General features: G+C 63.5%; 18 protein-coding genes. 11 read left to right on the plus strand and 7 right to left on the minus strand.

What is annotated here, in order from left to right; all coding sequences use genetic code 11:
* Window positions 1-8: 8 nt before the first annotated feature.
* On the minus strand, window positions 9-236 hold the full coding sequence (locus ACYG9V_RS22690) for a KTSC domain-containing protein (protein ID WP_023744756.1): 228 nt from the start codon (window positions 234-236) through the stop codon (window positions 9-11).
* A gap of 154 nt (window positions 237-390) precedes the next feature.
* Between ACYG9V_RS22690 and ACYG9V_RS22695 the strand changes: the two genes are divergently transcribed.
* From ACYG9V_RS22695 to ACYG9V_RS22715, 5 genes are all read left to right on the plus strand, one after another.
* Entirely contained in the window at window positions 391-987 is a 597-nt protein-coding gene (locus ACYG9V_RS22695) for an alpha-ketoglutarate-dependent dioxygenase AlkB (RefSeq protein WP_023697646.1), read from the plus strand.
* 64 nt (window positions 988-1,051) lie between these two features.
* Window positions 1,052-1,438 (plus strand): hypothetical protein, encoded by a 387-nt coding sequence (locus ACYG9V_RS22700; RefSeq protein ID WP_023697647.1) that lies wholly within the window; start codon window positions 1,052-1,054, stop codon window positions 1,436-1,438.
* 77 nt (window positions 1,439-1,515) lie between these two features.
* Window positions 1,516-1,947 carry a cupin domain-containing protein gene (locus tag ACYG9V_RS22705; protein ID WP_023681708.1) on the plus strand — a complete coding sequence of 144 codons (432 nt, stop codon included), beginning with the start codon at window positions 1,516-1,518 and terminating at the stop codon, window positions 1,945-1,947.
* Window positions 1,948-2,061: 114 nt separating this feature from the next.
* Window positions 2,062-2,817 carry a copper homeostasis protein CutC gene (locus ACYG9V_RS22710; protein ID WP_023697648.1) on the plus strand — a complete coding sequence of 252 codons (756 nt, stop codon included), beginning with the start codon at window positions 2,062-2,064 and terminating at the stop codon, window positions 2,815-2,817.
* Window positions 2,817-3,323: a GNAT family N-acetyltransferase gene (locus ACYG9V_RS22715; protein ID WP_023701701.1), complete on the plus strand. Its 507-nt coding sequence runs from the start codon at window positions 2,817-2,819 to the stop codon at window positions 3,321-3,323. The genes ACYG9V_RS22710 and ACYG9V_RS22715 overlap by 1 nt, the downstream gene beginning before the upstream one ends.
* Before the next feature lie 66 nt (window positions 3,324-3,389).
* Here ACYG9V_RS22715 and ACYG9V_RS22720 read toward each other — a convergent pair whose 3' ends face one another.
* From ACYG9V_RS22720 to ACYG9V_RS22735, 4 genes are all read right to left on the minus strand, one after another.
* Entirely contained in the window at window positions 3,390-4,412 is a 1,023-nt protein-coding gene (locus ACYG9V_RS22720) for an acyltransferase family protein (RefSeq protein ID WP_023688179.1), read from the minus strand.
* Window positions 4,413-4,617: 205 nt separating this feature from the next.
* On the minus strand, window positions 4,618-5,415 hold the full coding sequence (locus tag ACYG9V_RS22725) for an FAD binding domain-containing protein (RefSeq protein WP_352763548.1): 798 nt from the start codon (window positions 5,413-5,415) through the stop codon (window positions 4,618-4,620).
* A 105-nt stretch (window positions 5,416-5,520) separates the two neighbouring features.
* Window positions 5,521-7,866 (minus strand): xanthine dehydrogenase family protein molybdopterin-binding subunit, encoded by a 2,346-nt coding sequence (locus ACYG9V_RS22730; RefSeq protein ID WP_023756366.1) that lies wholly within the window; start codon window positions 7,864-7,866, stop codon window positions 5,521-5,523.
* 123 nt (window positions 7,867-7,989) lie between these two features.
* Window positions 7,990-8,490, minus strand: coding sequence for a (2Fe-2S)-binding protein (locus ACYG9V_RS22735; RefSeq protein WP_023725653.1), 501 nt, complete (start codon window positions 8,488-8,490; stop codon window positions 7,990-7,992).
* 296 nt (window positions 8,491-8,786) lie between these two features.
* Between ACYG9V_RS22735 and ACYG9V_RS22740 the strand changes: the two genes are divergently transcribed.
* Both ACYG9V_RS22740 and ACYG9V_RS22745 read left to right on the plus strand, forming a co-directional pair.
* The gene (locus ACYG9V_RS22740; RefSeq protein WP_352595532.1) at window positions 8,787-9,923 is read left to right on the plus strand and encodes an FIST signal transduction protein; all 1,137 of its coding nucleotides are present in this window, start codon (window positions 8,787-8,789) and stop codon (window positions 9,921-9,923) included.
* A 3-nt stretch (window positions 9,924-9,926) separates the two neighbouring features.
* On the plus strand, window positions 9,927-11,270 hold the full coding sequence (locus ACYG9V_RS22745; RefSeq protein ID WP_023672626.1) for a hybrid sensor histidine kinase/response regulator: 1,344 nt from the start codon (window positions 9,927-9,929) through the stop codon (window positions 11,268-11,270).
* A gap of 123 nt (window positions 11,271-11,393) precedes the next feature.
* On the opposite strand, the gene ACYG9V_RS22750 is transcribed toward ACYG9V_RS22745, so the two are convergent.
* A complete protein-coding gene (locus tag ACYG9V_RS22750) occupies window positions 11,394-12,077 on the minus strand; it encodes a response regulator (protein WP_023672627.1) in 684 nt (227 codons plus the stop codon).
* A 178-nt stretch (window positions 12,078-12,255) separates the two neighbouring features.
* Between ACYG9V_RS22750 and ACYG9V_RS22755 the strand changes: the two genes are divergently transcribed.
* From ACYG9V_RS22755 to ACYG9V_RS22765, 3 genes are read left to right on the plus strand one after another with little or no spacing between them, the layout of a single operon-like run.
* Window positions 12,256-12,963 carry a fumarylacetoacetate hydrolase family protein gene (locus ACYG9V_RS22755; protein ID WP_023688173.1) on the plus strand — a complete coding sequence of 236 codons (708 nt, stop codon included), beginning with the start codon at window positions 12,256-12,258 and terminating at the stop codon, window positions 12,961-12,963.
* Window positions 12,964-12,967: 4 nt separating this feature from the next.
* The gene (maiA, locus tag ACYG9V_RS22760; protein ID WP_023688172.1) at window positions 12,968-13,618 is read left to right on the plus strand and encodes a maleylacetoacetate isomerase; all 651 of its coding nucleotides are present in this window, start codon (window positions 12,968-12,970) and stop codon (window positions 13,616-13,618) included.
* 36 nt (window positions 13,619-13,654) lie between these two features.
* The gene (locus ACYG9V_RS22765; RefSeq protein ID WP_023688171.1) at window positions 13,655-14,695 is read left to right on the plus strand and encodes a zinc-dependent alcohol dehydrogenase family protein; all 1,041 of its coding nucleotides are present in this window, start codon (window positions 13,655-13,657) and stop codon (window positions 14,693-14,695) included.
* Window positions 14,696-14,723: 28 nt separating this feature from the next.
* Here the strand turns inward: ACYG9V_RS22765 and ACYG9V_RS22770 are convergent, their stop codons facing one another.
* Window positions 14,724-15,587 carry a DMT family transporter gene (locus tag ACYG9V_RS22770; protein ID WP_352763542.1) on the minus strand — a complete coding sequence of 288 codons (864 nt, stop codon included), beginning with the start codon at window positions 15,585-15,587 and terminating at the stop codon, window positions 14,724-14,726.
* A gap of 106 nt (window positions 15,588-15,693) precedes the next feature.
* On the opposite strand from ACYG9V_RS22770, the gene ACYG9V_RS22775 reads away from it, so the two are divergent.
* A complete protein-coding gene (locus tag ACYG9V_RS22775; RefSeq protein ID WP_023739060.1) occupies window positions 15,694-17,112 on the plus strand; it encodes an aminotransferase-like domain-containing protein in 1,419 nt (472 codons plus the stop codon).

Raw genomic sequence — 17,112 nt, forward strand, 5'->3', positions numbered from 1 at the left:
CCGCACCTTCAGAACCCGGTTGCTCGCGGACGCCCTTCTTCAACCAAGTGAAACCGGTAGCGATCGCGTATGAACTCGTTGAAAAATTGCCCTTTCGAGAAGGCGGCCCGGAACGCCGCATAGGTCTCAGGCTCGACCTCTTCATAGTCGTAGCGGGCTCCGCTTGGAACGAACCAGACCGAGAGGATTTTCGTCGACGGGTCGTAATGGGTGTTGCGGATGGCAGTGGACGGCATGTCGAAAATCCTGCTTCGTCCCAAAATCTTGCTTCGCCCCAGATCCTGCTTCGAAAATGCGTAATGCCGCAACGATGCGGAGGTTCCGTCAGGGAGGCGCATCACAACGCCGAAAATCTTGCCCAGGCGGCGAGGCTTCCTATCTCTCCGTCAGATGGCACAGACGAAATCCAGCACAACAGCGTATGCCAGCCAGGGCGATCTCTTCGGCGCGGCCGACACGCTGCCGGAAGGATTTTCCTACCGGCCGGGCCTGATCACAACGGACGAAGAGGCGGAACTGGTCCGTCACCTCAATGAACTGTCCTTCAAGCCGTTCGATTTCCATGGCCATATTGCCAACCGGCAGGTCGCCGGCTTCGGCTGGCGCTATGACTACGACCGGCGCCAGGTCGTCGAAGCGCCGCCCATCCCGAAATTCCTGCTGCCGCTTCGCGACAAGGTCGCGGATTTTGCCGGCAGGCAGGCCACGGAATTCGCCCAAGTGCTCATCAACGAGTATCCGCCGGGCGCGGGCATAGGTTGGCATCGCGACAAGCCGCATTTCGATCTCGTCGCCGGCGTCTCGCTGCTGGCGCCCTGCAGCTTTCGGCTGCGCCGCAAAAACGGCTCCAAATGGGATCACGAGACGATCGAGGTCGAACCGAGGTCCCTCTATCTCATGGACGGTCCGGCGCGCCACGAGTGGGAGCACAGCATTCCGCCGGTCGCCGGTCACCGCTACTCCATCACGCTGCGCACTCTTAAATAGGCGATACTCCAAGCCACGCAGCAGCCGCTCTGGAAGGCCGAGCGCTGTTGTGCTTCGATTGCACATGAGCGTTGACCGCAGCAGAATTTTAGTTACCCGCGTAGCGCCCTTTCTGTGGGCATGCCTGTCCTGCCTGCTGGCTCTGCAGTGGCTCGTCGACCTTGGCATGGTCGGCTTTCCCGACGGATACATAACGCCCTATGCAAGAGCAACGAGCACGCTGTTGCATGTCCTTGTCTGGGCGTGCCTGGCTCAAAGTCTCTACTTCGCTTGCCGAGCCTTGTTTGGCAAACGCTTCGAGCCTGCTCCTCTCTTCCTGCAAATCCTGATCGCCGCCGCACTGACTGTCGTGCCGGCATTCATCGTAAAACACTGTCCGCGGTCTCAGGTATGCAGCAACATCTATGAAGCGCTCACGAATACGATGATGGACGACGGCACCGGCGGATGACGTTGTGTCTCCAGTAACTGACGAGAGTTAGAACTTTGGCGTCGCGCCGCGCGGTGGCGGTAAAACCTGGAGGAACCATGCGAAAGATCCTGGCATCGATGCTGCTGTTCGCGGCAGCGCTATCTGCAAACCCCGCTCGGGCGCTGGACAGTACCATCCCGCCGGTTGTCGTCACACCGCTTGCCGATCGCAGCCAGACGGCGTCCGGCCAGCCGATCGTGCTGCCGCAGAAAAATGTCCAGGTCCTGGTTTCAACCTATGACATTGCGGTCGGTGCCACTCTGCCGGTGCACAAGCACCCGTTTGCCCGCTACGCCTATGTCGAGGCCGGGACACTCAAAGTGACGAATGTCGAGACCGGCAACAGCAACACCTACAAGACGGGCGATTTCATCATCGAGATGATCGGCCAGTGGCACCAGGCCACCAACATCGGCGACGGCCCGGTCAAGCTGCTGGTCATCGACCAGGTCGAACAAGGCGCCAAGAACACGGTGCTGCGCCAGTAATTGCGGATCGGCCGGGTTGCCGGGCTGGCCCAAGCAGCGACTGGCTGTTCCGGCTTCCCCACCAACCGAGCCGATGCTAGGGCTGGCCGTCATGCAATCATAAAGGATCGCCCCTTGGTCGGAAATGCTCGCCCCCTGATCGAAATCTGCGTCGAAGGCATCGATGGACTGCTGGCTGCGCAGGCCGCCGGCGCCGACCGGGTCGAGCTCTGCGCCAGCCTGGTCGAAGGCGGCATCACGCCCAGCCTCGGCACGGTGCGCGCCGCACTCGAGAGCGCGACAATTCCCTTCCATGTCATCGTGCGGCCGCGCGGCGGCGATTTCCTCTACAGCGAGGCCGAATACAGCTCGATGCTCGCCGATGTCGCAGCGCTTCGTGACCTCGGCGTCGCCGGCGTCGTTGTCGGTTGCCTCGATGCCGACGGCACCATCGATGAAACCCGCATGGGCGCGCTGGTCCATGCCGCCGGTCCGCTCGCCGTCACCTGCCACCGCGCCTTCGACATGACCCGCGACCCGGCCGAGGCGCTGGAAGCGCTGATCCGCTGCAAGGTCGGCCGCGTGCTGACCAGCGGCCAGAGGGACACCGCGGTGGAAGGCGCCGGCCTGTTGGCGGATCTCGTCCGCCAGGCCGACGGCCGCATCATCATCCTCGGCTGCGGCGCGCTGGACCCCGAAAACATCGCCGGGGTGCTGGCATCAACCGGGCTGACGGAAATGCACTTCGCCGCGCTCAAGGATGTACCGAGCGCCATGGCCTACCGCAACCCGCAAGTCGGCATGGGCGGCGGCGATCTCGACCGCGAATACCGCACCACAGTCACCGATGGGGCGCTGGTTGCCGCGACGATTGCGGCGGCCAGAGCATGATGAGCGAAGCCGTGACTGGGCCGTCGCCGATAAGCCGTGTCTCGCCTCAGGACGAAGCGGCCATCCTCGCACTCAACAATGAGCACGCCGCCGAACTGTCATGGCTCGAGCCCGAACGGCTGTCCTTCCTGCTTGGCGAAGCGTTTTACGTCAGGCGCATCGGCACGCTCGAAGCCTTCATCATGACCTTCGACCAGAATGCGGCCTACGACAGCCCGAATTTCCTCTGGTTCCGCGAGCGCTATCCACGCTTCGTCTATGTCGACCGCGTCGTCGTCGCGGCGCAAGCGCGCGGCCGCGGCCATGCCCGCCGGCTCTACGAGGATCTGTTCGGGGAAGTCGCCCGCGCGGGCCACAGCATCGTCACCTGCGAGGTGAATGCCGAACCTCCCAATCCGGCTTCGGACGCCTTCCATGCCGCGCTTGGCTTCGCCGAGGTCGGCGACGCGGTGATCCATGGCGGCAAGAAGGCGGTGCGCTACTACCTCAAGGAGATCGCCGGCTGATGGGTCGCTGGCTGATGATCGGCAAGCAGATCGTCGCGGCAGCATAAGATTAGGAGTCCGTAGCCCTCACCAATTCCGGTTCAGCCAGGCCCGCGCGGGCTTCTCGACCAGATAGTAGCTGCATAGTGCACAGGCGAAGACAGCCGCCAGCATCGGGATCGGCGCACTGCCCTGCTCGGCGACGAATTTGTAGAAGGGCTGTTGCCAGAGATAGAGCGAGTACGACCATAGCCCGATCATCACCATCGGCCTGGATGAAAGCAGGCCGGTAAGATGCCAGTTGCTGGTGTCCAGCGTATTCACGGCAAGCGCCAGCAACGGCACCGCCAGTAGGTAATGGATCGGCGTCGGCACCGGATCGAGGAACAGCAATATAGCCGCCGCCGCCGACACGAGGCTGACATAGGGGCTCTTCAGGAATGCCGGCAGCCGATCATCGTGCTTGAGCAGGCAGATCGATGCCGACAGCAGGATCGAGGCGATATGCACATCGGTGCGCCAATAGCTGTGCTCGTAATCCATGCCGAGTACCCAGTACGAAATGGCGCCATTGGCCATCGCCAGCAGCGACAGCGTCACCAGCAGCCGAACGACATTACCCCGCCCGGTCACCACCACGCTGATCAGCGCCAGGATGATGTAGGCATGCTCTTCCACGCATAGCGACCAGATGTGGTCGAGCGCGCCGGCGCGGGTGATGAGAATTCCGGCATAGTTGTAGGTGAATGTCAGCGCGGTCAGCGCCGCCTTCCATTTGAAGGCGATAAAGGTGCCGGAGAGCCCGATCATGGCTGATATCACGAACACCAAAAGCGCGGGATAGATGCGCGAAAAGCGGCGCTTGAAGAATTTTTTCAGCGGGAAGCGTTCGATGAACAGTATCTCGCCCATCAGCCGGCCTGAGAGCACGAAGAAGAACTCGACGCCGAGCACGCCGAGATTGATCCCGGGAACGGGGAAGAAATGGCCGATCAGCACCAGTGCGATCGAAAGCCCGCGCCAGCCATCGAGATAGGCCAGTCTTGCTCTAGCTGCTTTGTCGGCTGTGGCCCGCGGCAGGGCAACAGACGCTGCGGAGATGTCGGCCATGCCCGTCCTTCGCACTCAAGAACCGATGCAGCGCGCATCGCTGCGCCACGGATTCGCCTCGTATTCCCGCCCGGTTTATATTGCAGTGCGGGATAACTTTGTGCAAGTGCGAAGCTTTGAGATTGGCGCGTGTTGGCGCCAACGTTTGTGATCGCAAAAAAGAAAGGGGCCGCAATGGCCCCTTCCCGTCTCGAATTGGCACTGTTCAACCGTTGGCGGCGTTCACCGCGCGCTTGGCCATCACGGCGATCAAATTGGCACGGTATTCGGCCGAAGCGTGGAGGTCGGTCATCAAATTCTTCGCCGGCACTTTCACGCCGTCGAGCGCCGATGCGGCAAAATTCTTCGCCAGTGCTGCTTCGATCTCCTTCGAGCGGAACACACCGTCATCGCCGGCGCCGGTAACGGCAACGCTGACCCCGTCCTTGCCCTTTGCCACGAACACGCCGACGATCGCATAGCGCGAGGCCGGGTTGCGGAATTTTTCGTAAGCAGCCTTGGCCGGCGCGGTAAAACTCACCGCGGTGATGATCTCGCCTTCTTTCAGCGCCGTTTCGAACAGGCCGGTGAAGAATTTCGCGGCTGAAATCTCGCGCTTGTTGGTGACGATGGTGGCGCCCAGCGCCAAGAGCGCCGCCGGATAATCGGCGGCTGGGTCGTTGTTGGCGACCGAGCCGCCGATCGTGCCCTTGTGGCGCACCGCCGGATCGCCAATCAGCCACGCAAGGTGGGCAAGCGCCGGACAGGCCTTCCGCAGCTTCTCGTCATTGGCGACGTCGTAATGGGTTGTGGCGGCGCCGATGGTGACGGTCTTGCCCGACACCTTGACGCCTTGCAGCTCCTTGATCCGCGACAGGTCGATCAGGTCGGACGGTGCGGCGAGCCGCGTCTTCATCGCCGGGATCAGCGTCATGCCGCCTGACAAAAGCCTGGCGTCGCCGCTCTTCACCAGCTTGGCGGCGTCGGCGACCGAGGCGGCGCGGTGGTAGTTGACTGCGTACATGGGATCCTCCCCTGAAGTGGTTAGGCAGTAGTGAGTAGTGAGTAGGGAATAGGGACGCTGTCATCTCCGGTAATGCCCATTCCCTACTCACTACTCCCTACTCACTCATTTCTTCGCCCTAATCGCCGCCCACACCGTTGACGGCGAGGCTGGCATGGCGATGTCCACAATCCCCAAAGCGTCGGTGATGGCGTTGATGACCGCCGGCGGCGAGCCGATGGCGCCGGCCTCGCCACAGCCCTTGATGCCGAGCGGATTGCTCGGACACGGCGTGTTCGAGGTCGACACCTTGAATGACGGCAGGTCGTCCGCGCGCGGCATGGTGTAGTCCATGTAGCTCGCCGTTAGCAGCTGCCCGCTATCGTCATAGTGCGCGCCTTCCAGCAGCGCCTGGCCGATGCCCTGGGCGATGCCGCCATGCACCTGACCCTCGACGATCATCGGGTTGATGATGTTGCCGAAATCGTCCGCCGCGACGAACTGGACGATCTCGGTCGTGCCGGTTTCCGGATCGATCTCGACCTCGCAGATGTAGCAGCCCGCCGGGAAAGTGAAGTTCGCCGGATCGTAGAAGGCTGTTTCCTTCAGTCCCGGCTCCATGCCTGCCGGCAGATTGTGAGCGGTGTAGGCGGCAAGCGCCACCTGGAACCAGGGCAGGCTCTTGTCGGTGCCGGCAACCTTGACCTCGCCATTCTCGATGACGATGTCGCCCTCGTCGGCCTCGAGCAGATGGGCGGCGATTTTCTTGGCCTTGGCCTCGACCTTGTCGAGCGCCTTGGCAATTGCCGACATGCCGACCGCGCCCGAGCGCGAGCCGTAGGTGCCCATGCCCATCTGCACCTTGTCGGTGTCGCCATGGACGATCGACACCGAGTCGAGCGGCACGCCGAAGCGCTGGGTGACCAGTTGCGCGAAGGTCGTCTCATGGCCCTGGCCGTGGCTGTGCGAGCCGGTCAGCACCTCGATCGTGCCGACGGCATTGACCCGCACCTCGGCCGATTCCCACAGACCGACGCCGGCGCCGAGCGAACCGACCGCCGCCGACGGCGCGATGCCGCAGGCCTCGATATAGCAGCTCATGCCGATGCCGCGCAGCCTGCCCTGGCTGGCGGCCGCCGCTTTGCGCTTGGCAAAGCCGGCATAGTCGGACGCCTGTGTCGCCGCATCGAGTGAAGCTCCATAGTCGCCGGCGTCATAGTTCATGATGACCGGCGTCTGATGCGGAAACTCGGTGATGAAATTGGCGCGCCGAAGCTCCGCCGGAGACACGCCGAGTTCGCGTGCGGCGGTCTCCATTGTGCGTTCGAGCAAATAGGTCGCTTCCGGCCGCCCTGCCCCACGATAGGCATCGACGGGTGCCGTGTTGGTGTAGACGGTGCGCACATTGGCGTGGATCGTCGGGATGTTGTACTGGCCCGACAGCAGCGTCGCGTAGAGATAGGTCGGCACGCAAGACGAGAACAGCGACATGTAGGCGCCGAGATTGGCGATGGTGTCGACTTTGAAGCCGGTGATCTTGTTGTTCTTGTCGAACGCCATTTCGACCGTCGAGACATGGTCGCGGCCATGTGCGTCGGTGAGAAAGCTTTCGGTACGGTCGGCAACCCATTTGACCGGCACGCCGGTCTTCTTCGACGCCCACAGGCAGACGATCTCTTCGGGATAGATGTAGATCTTCGAGCCGAAGCCGCCGCCGACATCGGGCGCAATGACGCGCAGCTTGTTTTCCGGCGCGACATTGTAGAAGGCGCTCATCACCAGCCGCGCGACATGCGGGTTCTGCGACGTCGTCCAGCAGGTGAAATGGTCCTCGGCTTTGTCGTAATGGCCAAGGGCCGCGCGCGGCTCCATGGCGTTGGGAACCAGCCGGTTGTTGACGATCTTCATGCGGGTGACATGGGCCGCCGCCTGGATCGCCGCGTCGGTCGCCTTGGCATCGCCGATCTCCCAGTCGAAGATCAGATTGTCCTCGGCCTCGGCATGGACCTGCGGCGCACCTTTTTGCAGCGCCTTGGTGGCATCGACCACCGCCTTCAATTCCTTGTAGGTGATCTCGACCGCTTCGGCCGCGTCGCGGGCCTGGCCCTTGGTTTCCGCCACCACGATGACGACCGCATCGCCGACATAGCGCACCTTGTCGACCGCCAGCGGCGACCACGCGCCCATCTTCATCGGCGAGCCGTCCTTGGAATGGATCATCCAGCCGCAGATCAGGTTGCCGATGCCGTCGGCCTTGAGCTCCTTGCCGGTCAAGACGCCGATGACGCCGGGCATCGCCTGCGCTCGTCTGACGTCGATCTTCTTGATCTGAGCATGCGCGTGCGGGCTGCGCACGAAAGCGGCATGCTTCATGCCGGGAACCACCATGTCGTCGACATAGCGGCCGGCGCCGGTGATGAACCGTTTGTCTTCCTTGCGCACGACCCGAGCGCCGATGCCTTCAATGCCCATAGGAATTCCTCCGGAATAGCGAATAGTGAGTAGCGAATAGTGAACAGTGAGTAGGGAACTGTGCTCGGAGCGGTTCGGCTAAACCGACTACTCGCTATTCACTATTCACTACTCGCTTCTTTCTTACGCTGCCTGTTTCGCCCTGCCCTTCGGCACCTTCGCCATCGTCTGCGATGCGGCGAGGATCGCCTTGACGATGTTGTGGTAGCCGGTGCAGCGGCAGATGTTGCCTTCGAGCTCGGCGCGCACCGTCGCCTCGTCAAGGCCTTCGGGATGGCGCGCGATCATGTCGGTCGCCGTCATGATCATGCCCGGCGTGCAGAAGCCGCATTGCAGCCCATGATGTTCCTTGAACGCGGCCTGCATCGGATGCAGGTCGCCGCCATTGGCAAGCCCTTCGATCGTCACCACGGTCGACCCGGAAGCCTGCACGGCCAGCATCGAACAGGACTTCACTGCCCTGCCGTCGACATGCACGACGCAGGCGCCGCATTGAGAGGTGTCACAACCGACATGCGTTCCGGTGAGACCAAGATTTTCGCGCAGGAAATGAACCAGAAGCGTTCGGTCCTCGGCAGCGCCGCTGATCCGTTTTCCGTTCACGACAAACGAAACGTCCGACATGCATCCTCCCTGGGTATGACCTTGGTAGTCATGCTGCCGATGCGGCTTTGGCGCTCGGCCATGCGCTATTGGTACACTGCACAAAGCGCAAAAAACACACGGCGCTCATTGTACTTTCGGTCATGGAGAAAACGAAAATCACGGGCCTGTCCGCCCCATTGCCAAAGAGCGAATAGGAGGCAACAATGCCCTCGACGCCAGCGCGCCGAGAGACATAAAACGGGCGCGCGCAGGAAGCGTCGGAGGATATCGGGAGGAAGCCTCTGGCCAGTTCACGGACGAGCTATGCATCCGGTTTGTCGGCGCTCACCACCGACGAGCCCGACGCCGATGCATTCGCCCTGGCGGTCGCCGTCGAGGCCGCAGCCATCGATGCCGGCTTTGCCCTGCTGTTCTTCTCCCAGAGCTTGTTTGACGCGAGCGTCCTTTCGCAAGGGCTGAAGACCCACGCGCCGACGCTGGCCTACGCCGCCTGCTCGACCGCCGGCGAGATTACCCCCCAGGGCCTGGAGGAAGGCCATGTGCTGGCGCTGCTCTTTCCCTCCGCGTCGTTTTCGGCGGTCAGCACCATGGTCGACAATCTCTCCTCGTCGGGCATGGACAGGATCACTGATGAAGTCGAGGGCTTGCGGCGCCTGCTGCGCGGACGCACCGGCAGTTGCCATGCCAAAAGCACTTTCGCGCTCTGCTTCATCGACGGCCTGTCCTTTGCAGAGGAAGCGGTGACCTCGGCCATCCATTGGGGGCTGGATGACATCCCGCTGCTCGGCGGTTCGGCGGGCGACGATCTGAAATTCGAAACCACCAGGCTGATTTCGAACGGCAAGGTAGCGTCAGACAGCGCCATCATTGTGCTGATCGCCACCGAGATTCCGTTCCATGTCTTCAAGACCGACAATTTCGTCCCCACCGACGAGAAGCTGGTGGTGACGGCATCCGATCCGGACCACCGCACCGTGCGCGAATTCAACGCCACCAATGCGGCTGAGGAATATGCAGCCTCGGTCGGCATCGTTGCGCAGAACCTGACGCCGATGAGCTTCGCCTCGCACCCGGTGGTGGTGAAGGTGGGCGGCGAATATTACTGCCGCTCGATCCAGAAGATGCATGCCGACGGCTCACTGTCTTTCTTCTGCGCCATAGACGACGGCGTCGTGCTCTCCATCGCCCAGCCCAAGGACATGGTGGAATCGACGCGCGCCGCACTGCGCGACGTCGAGGAGCGGCTCGGCGGCATCGACATGATCCTCGGCTTCGATTGCGTGCTGCGCCGGCTCGACGCGCGCAACCGCCAGGTGTTCCGCGACATTTCGGAGCTCTACCGGGTCAACAATGTCATCGGCTTCGGCACCTATGGCGAACAGTACCGTTCGATGCATCTGAACCAAACCTTCACCGGCATCGCCTTCGGCGAACGCCAGGCGGCGGAATAGCCCATGCCGCTCAGGGACATCGACGACGTCGACAGGCTGAAGAAGATCAACGCCGCTCTGGTCAGCCGCGTCGAGCGCTCGATGGACCAGCAGGGCAACGCCTTCTCGCTGTTCCAGACCGCAATTTCACTGGAAAACCGCGTGCGTATGCGCACCGAGGAACTGCACTCGACCTTGCGCCGGCTGGAACAGTCGAACATCGACCTCAGCGCCGCCAAGGAAAACGCCGAGCTGGCAAACCTGTCCAAGACCAGGTTCCTGGCCGCCGCCAGCCATGACGTGCTGCAGCCGCTGAACGCCGCCCACCTCTCGGTCTCGGCATTGGCCGAAGTGCAGACCAGCGACGAGGGCAAGAAACTCGTCCGTCAGGTCGAGCGCTCGCTGGAGACGATGGAAGACCTGTTGCGCACGCTGCTCGACATTTCCAAGCTCGACGCCGGCGTGGTCCAGCCCGACATTGGCGACGTCAATCTGGAGACGCTGTTTTCGTCGCTGCGCTCGGATTTCAAGCCGGTTGCCAAGCTGAAGGGGCTGACACTGAAATTCCGCCCGGTCAGCGCCGTGGTGCGTTCGGACCGCACGCTTTTGCGCCGCATCCTGCAGAACATCCTGTCCAATGCGCTGCGCTATACCCGCTCGGGCGGCGTGCTGGTCGGCACCAGGCATCGCGGCGACACCATCCGCATCGATGTCGCCGACACCGGCTGCGGCATTCCCGACGACCAGCGCGAGGCGGTGTTCGAGGAATTCCATCGCGGCTCCGCCATTCCGGCCGATACCGGAATTTCCGGCGGCGGGCTGGGGCTGGGCCTTGCCATCGTGCGGCGCATGGCCGCCGCGCTCGGCCACCCCGTGACGTTTTCGTCGAAAGTCGGGCGCGGCACCATCTTCCACATCGATGTGCCGGTCGGCATCGGCGCCAGCGCCGACGCCATCGCCAGCCTTGCCGAGATGGAGCGGCCGCGCGGCTACGGCCTGTTCGGCACCAAGGTGCTGCTGGTCGAAAACGACGCCGATGTGTTGCAGGCGATGACCTTCCTGCTCGAGCGCTGGCAGTGCCTGGTGCGTGCCGCGACCTCGACCGAGGATGCGCTCAGCCTGCTCGGCGACACCGACTGGGTGCCCGACATCGTCATTGCCGACCAGCATCTCGACGACGGCGACCTCGGCACCGCAACAATAGCCGAAGTGCGCGATTATCTCGGCCGCGCCGTGCCGGCGCTGATCGTCACCGCCGACGGATCGGAGGCCGTCGCCAAAGCAGCCCGCGCCGCCGGCATCGAGCTGATGCGCAAGCCGCTAAAGCCGGCGCAGCTAAGGGCGCTGCTGGCGCATCTGCTGGCTTGAGCCCCATACCCTCCCCTCGATGGGGAGGGTCTGCGCGCAGCGCCGGGGCGGGGTGCAGCGCCAAGCTCCCCCACCCCGCTCCGCTTCGCGGATCGACCCTCCCCACAAGGGGGAGGGTAAAGATCAAAACCCGGCCTGATCGCGAAACAGCTCCGCATTGTCCAGCTTCGACACCTCAATCACCGCTTGCGTGCGGCTGTAGACGTTGAGCTTGCGCAGGATCTCCGAGACATGCGCCTTGACCGTGGTCTCGCCGACCTGCAGCTCGTAGGCGATCTGCTTGTTCAGCAGGCCCTGGCGCAGCATCTGCAGCACGCGCAGCTGCTGCGGCGTCAGTTTGGCCAGCCGCTGCACCATATCGGCGCGGTCGGCGCTGTCGGCGTCGGGTGGCTGTCCCTCATAGGTCTCCGGCACATAGATCGCGCCCTCCATCACTGAGCGGATGGCGGCGGCAAGATCGCTCTTGCGCGCCGATTTCGGGATGAAGCCGGCAGCGCCATAGGACAACGCCTCGGAGATGATCTTCGGCTCCTCATAGCCCGAGACGACGACCACCGGCAGCCGCGGATGGCGGGTCCTGAGTTGCAGCAGTCCATCGAAGCCATGGACATCAGGCATGTTGAGATCGAGCAGCGCCAGATCGAACGGTTTTATCCCACCCAGAAGATCGAGCGCCTCGGCGATCGAGCGCGCCTCCACCGTGTCGACCTCCGGGTACGCCATCTGCACGGCGCTGTGCAGCGCCTCGCGAAACAGCGGGTGGTCGTCGATGATCAGAAACCGGGCGCGATCGTTGATTGCGGTCATGGTGTTCGTTTCAGTTCTCCGTGGGCACGATACTCCCGCTGGTATGGCCAGCTTATTGGCAAATAGTCTATCGCCATCTTGGTCCACGGAGCGCAGCCGACGCTTTTGCCAGCGCTGATGCCTTGCCCGGCGGTCCAAATCGGTCAAATGTGCCCTCAGTTGAAGCAGAGACCCGCGCATGACAGACTTCGTCCTTCCCCTGCCCGCAACCCCGTCGGTGGCCGTCGCCGGCTCTGCCGAGCGTTTTCCGGTGCGCCGCATCTTCTGCGTCGGCCGCAACTACGCCGCGCATGCCCGCGAACTCGGCAATGACGAGCGCGACCCGCCCTTCTTCTTCACCAAGCCGGCCGATGCGGTGGTCGATTCCGGCACCACGGTCCCCTACCCGCCTTTGACCAAAAACCTGCACCATGAGATCGAGCTGGTCGCTGCGATCGGCAAGGCCGGCTTCCGCATTCCTCGCGCGCAGGCGCTCGACCATGTCTGGGGCTACGGCGTCGGTATCGACCTCACCCGCCGCGACCTGCAGGACGAGGCCAAGAAAGCAGCCCGGCCGTGGGACTGGTCGAAGGCCTTCGACCGCTCGGCGCCCTGCGGCCCGTTGGTATCAGCCGCCAAATCCGGCCACCTGCAAAAGGGCCGCATCTGGCTCGCCGTCGACGGCGCGGTGAAGCAGGATGGGGACCTCGCCGAACTGATCTGGCCGATTGCCGATATCGTTTCGATCTGCAGCAGTGCGGTTGCACTACAACCGGGCGACCTGATCTTCACCGGCACGCCGGCCGGCGTCGGCGCGGTAGCGCCGGGTCAGACGATGACCGGCGGTGTCGACGGCATCGGCACCATCGAGATCACCATCGGCCAAGATTCGATGGGCAAGCCGTGATCCGATGAGCGATCTGGTCCTCCATAACTACTACCGCTCCTCCACCTCCTATCGCGCACGCATTGCGCTCGAGATGAAGGGCCTGACCTACGATTACGTGCCGCATCATCTGCGTCATGGCGACCATCTGGAGCCGGCTTACCTAGCGGTCAATCCGCAGGGGCTGGTGCCGGCGCTGATCCTGGGCGACGGCACGCTTTTGACGCAGTCGCTGGCGATCATCGAATATCTCGACGAGACCCATCCCGAACCGCCGCTGTTGCCGAAGGACGCGCTCGGCCGGGCGCGCGTGCGAATGCTGGCGCAGATGATCGCCTGCGACATCCACCCGGTGAACAATCTGCGCGTGCTGACCTCGCTGCGCACTTTGTTCGGCGCCGGCGACCAGGATGTCATCCACTGGTTTCGCCACTGGGTGAACGAAGGGTTCCAGCCGCTTGAAAAGATTCTGGCTTCATCGGATGAGACCGGCACATTTTGCCATGGCGACGCACCGGGCCTCGCCGACATCTGCCTGGTCGCCCAGATCGCCAGCAACGCCCGCTTCGGAGTCGACCTGACACCCTACCCCGAGATCTCGCGCATCCACGCCGCCTGCATGGCGCTGCCGGCCTTTCAGAAGGCAGCGCCGGAGAATCAGATAGATGCCGAATAGGCTCACAATGCCGGAGCAGAGCACGGAGAGTTGCCGATGAAAGCCGTCGTCTTCGAAAAATTCGGCGAAGCGCCGAGAATCCAGACCGTGCCGGATCCTAAACCGGCCGCCGACGGCGTCGTCATCAAGGTCGAGGCGACCGGGCTCTGCCGCAGCGACTGGCATGGCTGGATGGGCCATGACGATGGCATCACACTGCCGCATGTGCCGGGCCATGAACTGGCCGGCATCGTCGTCGCCGTCGGCAAGCAGGTCACCCGCTGGAAGGCCGGCGAGCGCGTCACCGTGCCGTTCTGCGTCGGCTGCGGCCGCTGCTTCGAATGCAATTCGGGCAATCATCAGGTCTGCGAACACCAGACGCAGCCGGGATTCACCGCCTGGGGATCGTTTGCCGAATATGTCGCTATCGAGCATGCCGACACCAATCTCGTACGCCTGCCCGAGGAGATGGAGTTCGCCACCGCCGCCAGCCTCGGCTGCCGCTTCGTCACCTCGTTTCGCGCCATTGTCGACCAGGGCCGGGTGACGCCGGGGGAATGGGTGGCGGTGCATGGCTGCGGCGGCGTCGGCCTGTCGGCGATCATGATCGCCAGTTCCATGGGCGCCAATGTCATCGCCATTGACCTCACCGACGAGAAACTGGACTTCGCCAAAAAGATCGGCGCCGTGGCGACCATCAACGCCGCGACCACGCCGAACGTGGTCAAGGCGGTCAAGCAGATCACCAATGGCGGCGCGCATATGTCGATGGACGCGCTCGGCCACCCCACGACATCGTTCAACTCGATTGCCAATCTGCGCCGGCGCGGCCGCCACGTGCAGGTCGGCCTGATGCTGGGCGAACATGCCCGCCCGCAAGTGCCGATGGACAAGGTGATCGCCTTCGAGCTCGAAATCCTCGGCAGCCACGGCATGCAGGCCTACCGCTACCCCGCCATGATGGAGATGATCCGCACCGGCAAGCTCAAGCCCGAACTGCTGGTCGGCAAGAAGATCAGCCTTGATGAGGCGCCTGCGGCGCTGATGGCGATGGGCGGGTTCGAGGGGATTGGCATTGGGGTGGTGACGAAGTTCTAGGGCGGAGTCGCCCTCCACCACCAAACTCCTAGCGTGCAAATTTCTTCGCCCCGAACACGCAGGCCACCACGCCGAGCGTGACAACAATCATCAGCGGACTGACCTGCTCGTGCAGCAGCGACGCTGCCAGCGCCAGGCCGAAAAAAGGCTGCAGCAGCTGCAACTGCCCGACCGCCGCGATGCCGCCCTGCGCGAGGCCGCGATACCAGAAGACGAAGCCGATCAGCATGCTGAACAGCGAGACGTAGGCGAGACCCGCCCAGGCGCCGGAGCCGACGCCGGCGAAGGACGACGGCAGCGTCGCAAAGGTCAGAACCAGCATGATCGGCAGCGAGATCGCCAGCGCCCAGCAGATCACCTGCCAGCCGCCCAGCCTGCGCGACAATGCCGCCCCCTCGGCATAGCCCAGGCCGCAGACGATGATGGCGGCCAGCATCAGGCCGTCGCCGACAGGTGAGGCCGTTACGCCTTGCATCAGGGCAAAACCGGCGACCAGCGCGCTGCCGATGCAGGAAAACAGCCAGAAGGCCGGGCGCGGACGCTCGCCACCGCGCAGCACGCCGAAGATCGCGGTGGCCAGCGGCAGCAGGCCGACGAAGATGATGGAATGGGCGGAGGTGACGTGCTTCAGCGCCAGCGCGGTGAGCAAGGGAAAGCCGACAACCACGCCAAGGGCGACGATCACCAGCGACAGAAAATCGCCGCGCTCCGGGCGTTTCTGCCGAAACAGCATCAGCATGGCGAGACCGAGAAGTCCGGCAATCGCGGCGCGGGCCGAAGTCAGGAATATCGGATCGAAATCGGCCACGGCCACGCGCGTTGCCGGCAGCGAGCCTGAGAAGATCAGCACGCCGATGAATCCGTTCATCCAGCCGCTCGCGGTTTTGTCCATTCCAGGCTCCATTGCTTTCGCCCTCTATCGGGCAAGTGCCTATGGTGCAGCCAGAGACAATGCAGTACAATTCCGCAAAACTGTAATGGCTATCAGAGCAATACAGATGACCGAACTCATTTTGGAAACCGGCAATGCGCACCCTCCTGTCGCGACCACGCTTGTGGAAACTGTCATGGCGACCATCCGCCAGCGGATATCGGCGCGCAGCCTGACGCCAGGCGCGCGGCTACCTTCGATCCGCGCCTTTGCCAAGGCCATGCAGGTGTCCAAGTCGACCGTGGTCGAAGCCTATGAGCGGCTCGCTGCCGAAGGCGCGATACGCTCACGGCCGGGCTCGGGTTTCTATGCCGCCGGATCGCTGGCGCCACTGTCGCTGGCCGAGATAGGCCCGCGGCTCGACCGCGCTGTCGATCCGCTGTGGGTCTCGCGCCAGTCGCTGGAAGCCGGCGACGAGATGCTGAAACCCGGCTGCGGCTGGATGCCGGCCTCATGGATGCCGCAGGGGGCCTTGCGCCGGGCGCTGCGCACCGTGGCGCGCGCCGACGATGTCGACCTAGCCGATTACGGCACGCCGCTCGGCCTGCCGCCGCTCAGGCAATTGCTCGCGCGGCGCATGGCTGGCCATGGCATCGAGGTCTCGCCCGAACAGATCATGCTGACCGAATCGGGCACGCAGGCCATCGATCTTCTGTGCCGCTTCCTGATCGAACCGGGCGATACCGTGCTAGTCGACGACCCCTGCTATTTCAATTTTCACGCGCTGCTGCGCGCCCACCGCGCCAAGGTCGTCAGCGTGCCCTACACGCCATCGGGGCCTGATATCGAGCTGTTCGCGCAGGCGCTCGCCGAGCACAGGCCGCGCCTCTACATCACCAATTCCGCCATCCACAACCCGACCGGCGCGATCCTGTCGCCGGTCACCGCGCACCGGCTGCTGAAGCTCGCCGACCAGTCGGACCTGACCATCGTCGAGGACGACATCTTCGCCGATTTCGAGCACAGCCCAGCGCCTCGGCTGGCGGCGTTCGACGGCCTCAACCGCGTCGTCCATATCGGCAGCTTCTCCAAGACGCTATCGGCGTCGGTTCGCTGCGGCTTCATCGCGGCACCGCGCGACTGGATCGAGCAACTCACCGACCTCAAGATTGCCACCACCTTCGGCGGCGGCCGGCTGGCGGCCGAACTGGTGCTGACGCTGCTTAGGGACGGCAGCTACCGCAAGCACATGGAATTGCTGCGCGCGCGGCTTTCCCGCGCCATGGGTGAGACGGGCGCGCGCCTGAAGGCGATCGGCATCACGCCCTGGATCGACCAACCGGCCGGCTTGTTCCTGTGGTGCAGCCTGCCGGATGGCGTGGATGCGGCTGAAATTGCTCGCCGTGCATTGGCCGACAACATCGTGCTGGCGCCCGGCAATGCATTCAGCCTGTCGGGAACCGCCAGCCGGTTCCTGCGCTTCAACGTTGCCCAGTGCCAGGACGAGCGGATTTTCAGGGTGCTCAAGGCGGCAATGGCGCGCTGA

This window comes from Mesorhizobium sp. W016 (assembly GCF_054719485.1).

Excerpts from the sequence above, each read along its gene's own strand:
- ACYG9V_RS22755 (WP_023688173.1), top strand. The coding sequence starts at position 12,256 with ATGACAGACTTCGTCCTTCCCCTGCCCGCAACCCCGTCGGTGGCCGTC.
- maiA (WP_023688172.1), top strand. The coding sequence starts at position 12,968 with ATGAGCGATCTGGTCCTCCATAACTACTACCGCTCCTCCACCTCCTAT.
- ACYG9V_RS22745 (WP_023672626.1), top strand. The coding sequence starts at position 9,927 with ATGCCGCTCAGGGACATCGACGACGTCGACAGGCTGAAGAAGATCAAC.
- ACYG9V_RS22690 (WP_023744756.1), bottom strand. The coding sequence starts at position 236 with ATGCCGTCCACTGCCATCCGCAACACCCATTACGACCCGTCGACGAAA.
- ACYG9V_RS22705 (WP_023681708.1), top strand. The coding sequence starts at position 1,516 with ATGCGAAAGATCCTGGCATCGATGCTGCTGTTCGCGGCAGCGCTATCT.
- ACYG9V_RS22730 (WP_023756366.1), bottom strand. The coding sequence starts at position 7,866 with ATGGGCATTGAAGGCATCGGCGCTCGGGTCGTGCGCAAGGAAGACAAA.
- ACYG9V_RS22715 (WP_023701701.1), top strand. The coding sequence starts at position 2,817 with ATGAGCGAAGCCGTGACTGGGCCGTCGCCGATAAGCCGTGTCTCGCCT.
- ACYG9V_RS22695 (WP_023697646.1), top strand. The coding sequence starts at position 391 with ATGGCACAGACGAAATCCAGCACAACAGCGTATGCCAGCCAGGGCGAT.
- ACYG9V_RS22750 (WP_023672627.1), bottom strand. The coding sequence starts at position 12,077 with ATGACCGCAATCAACGATCGCGCCCGGTTTCTGATCATCGACGACCAC.
- ACYG9V_RS22720 (WP_023688179.1), bottom strand. The coding sequence starts at position 4,412 with ATGGCCGACATCTCCGCAGCGTCTGTTGCCCTGCCGCGGGCCACAGCC.
- ACYG9V_RS22765 (WP_023688171.1), top strand. The coding sequence starts at position 13,655 with ATGAAAGCCGTCGTCTTCGAAAAATTCGGCGAAGCGCCGAGAATCCAG.
- ACYG9V_RS22770 (WP_352763542.1), bottom strand. The coding sequence starts at position 15,587 with ATGGACAAAACCGCGAGCGGCTGGATGAACGGATTCATCGGCGTGCTG.
- ACYG9V_RS22725 (WP_352763548.1), bottom strand. The coding sequence starts at position 5,415 with ATGTACGCAGTCAACTACCACCGCGCCGCCTCGGTCGCCGACGCCGCC.
- ACYG9V_RS22700 (WP_023697647.1), top strand. The coding sequence starts at position 1,052 with ATGAGCGTTGACCGCAGCAGAATTTTAGTTACCCGCGTAGCGCCCTTT.
- ACYG9V_RS22735 (WP_023725653.1), bottom strand. The coding sequence starts at position 8,490 with ATGTCGGACGTTTCGTTTGTCGTGAACGGAAAACGGATCAGCGGCGCT.
- ACYG9V_RS22775 (WP_023739060.1), top strand. The coding sequence starts at position 15,694 with ATGACCGAACTCATTTTGGAAACCGGCAATGCGCACCCTCCTGTCGCG.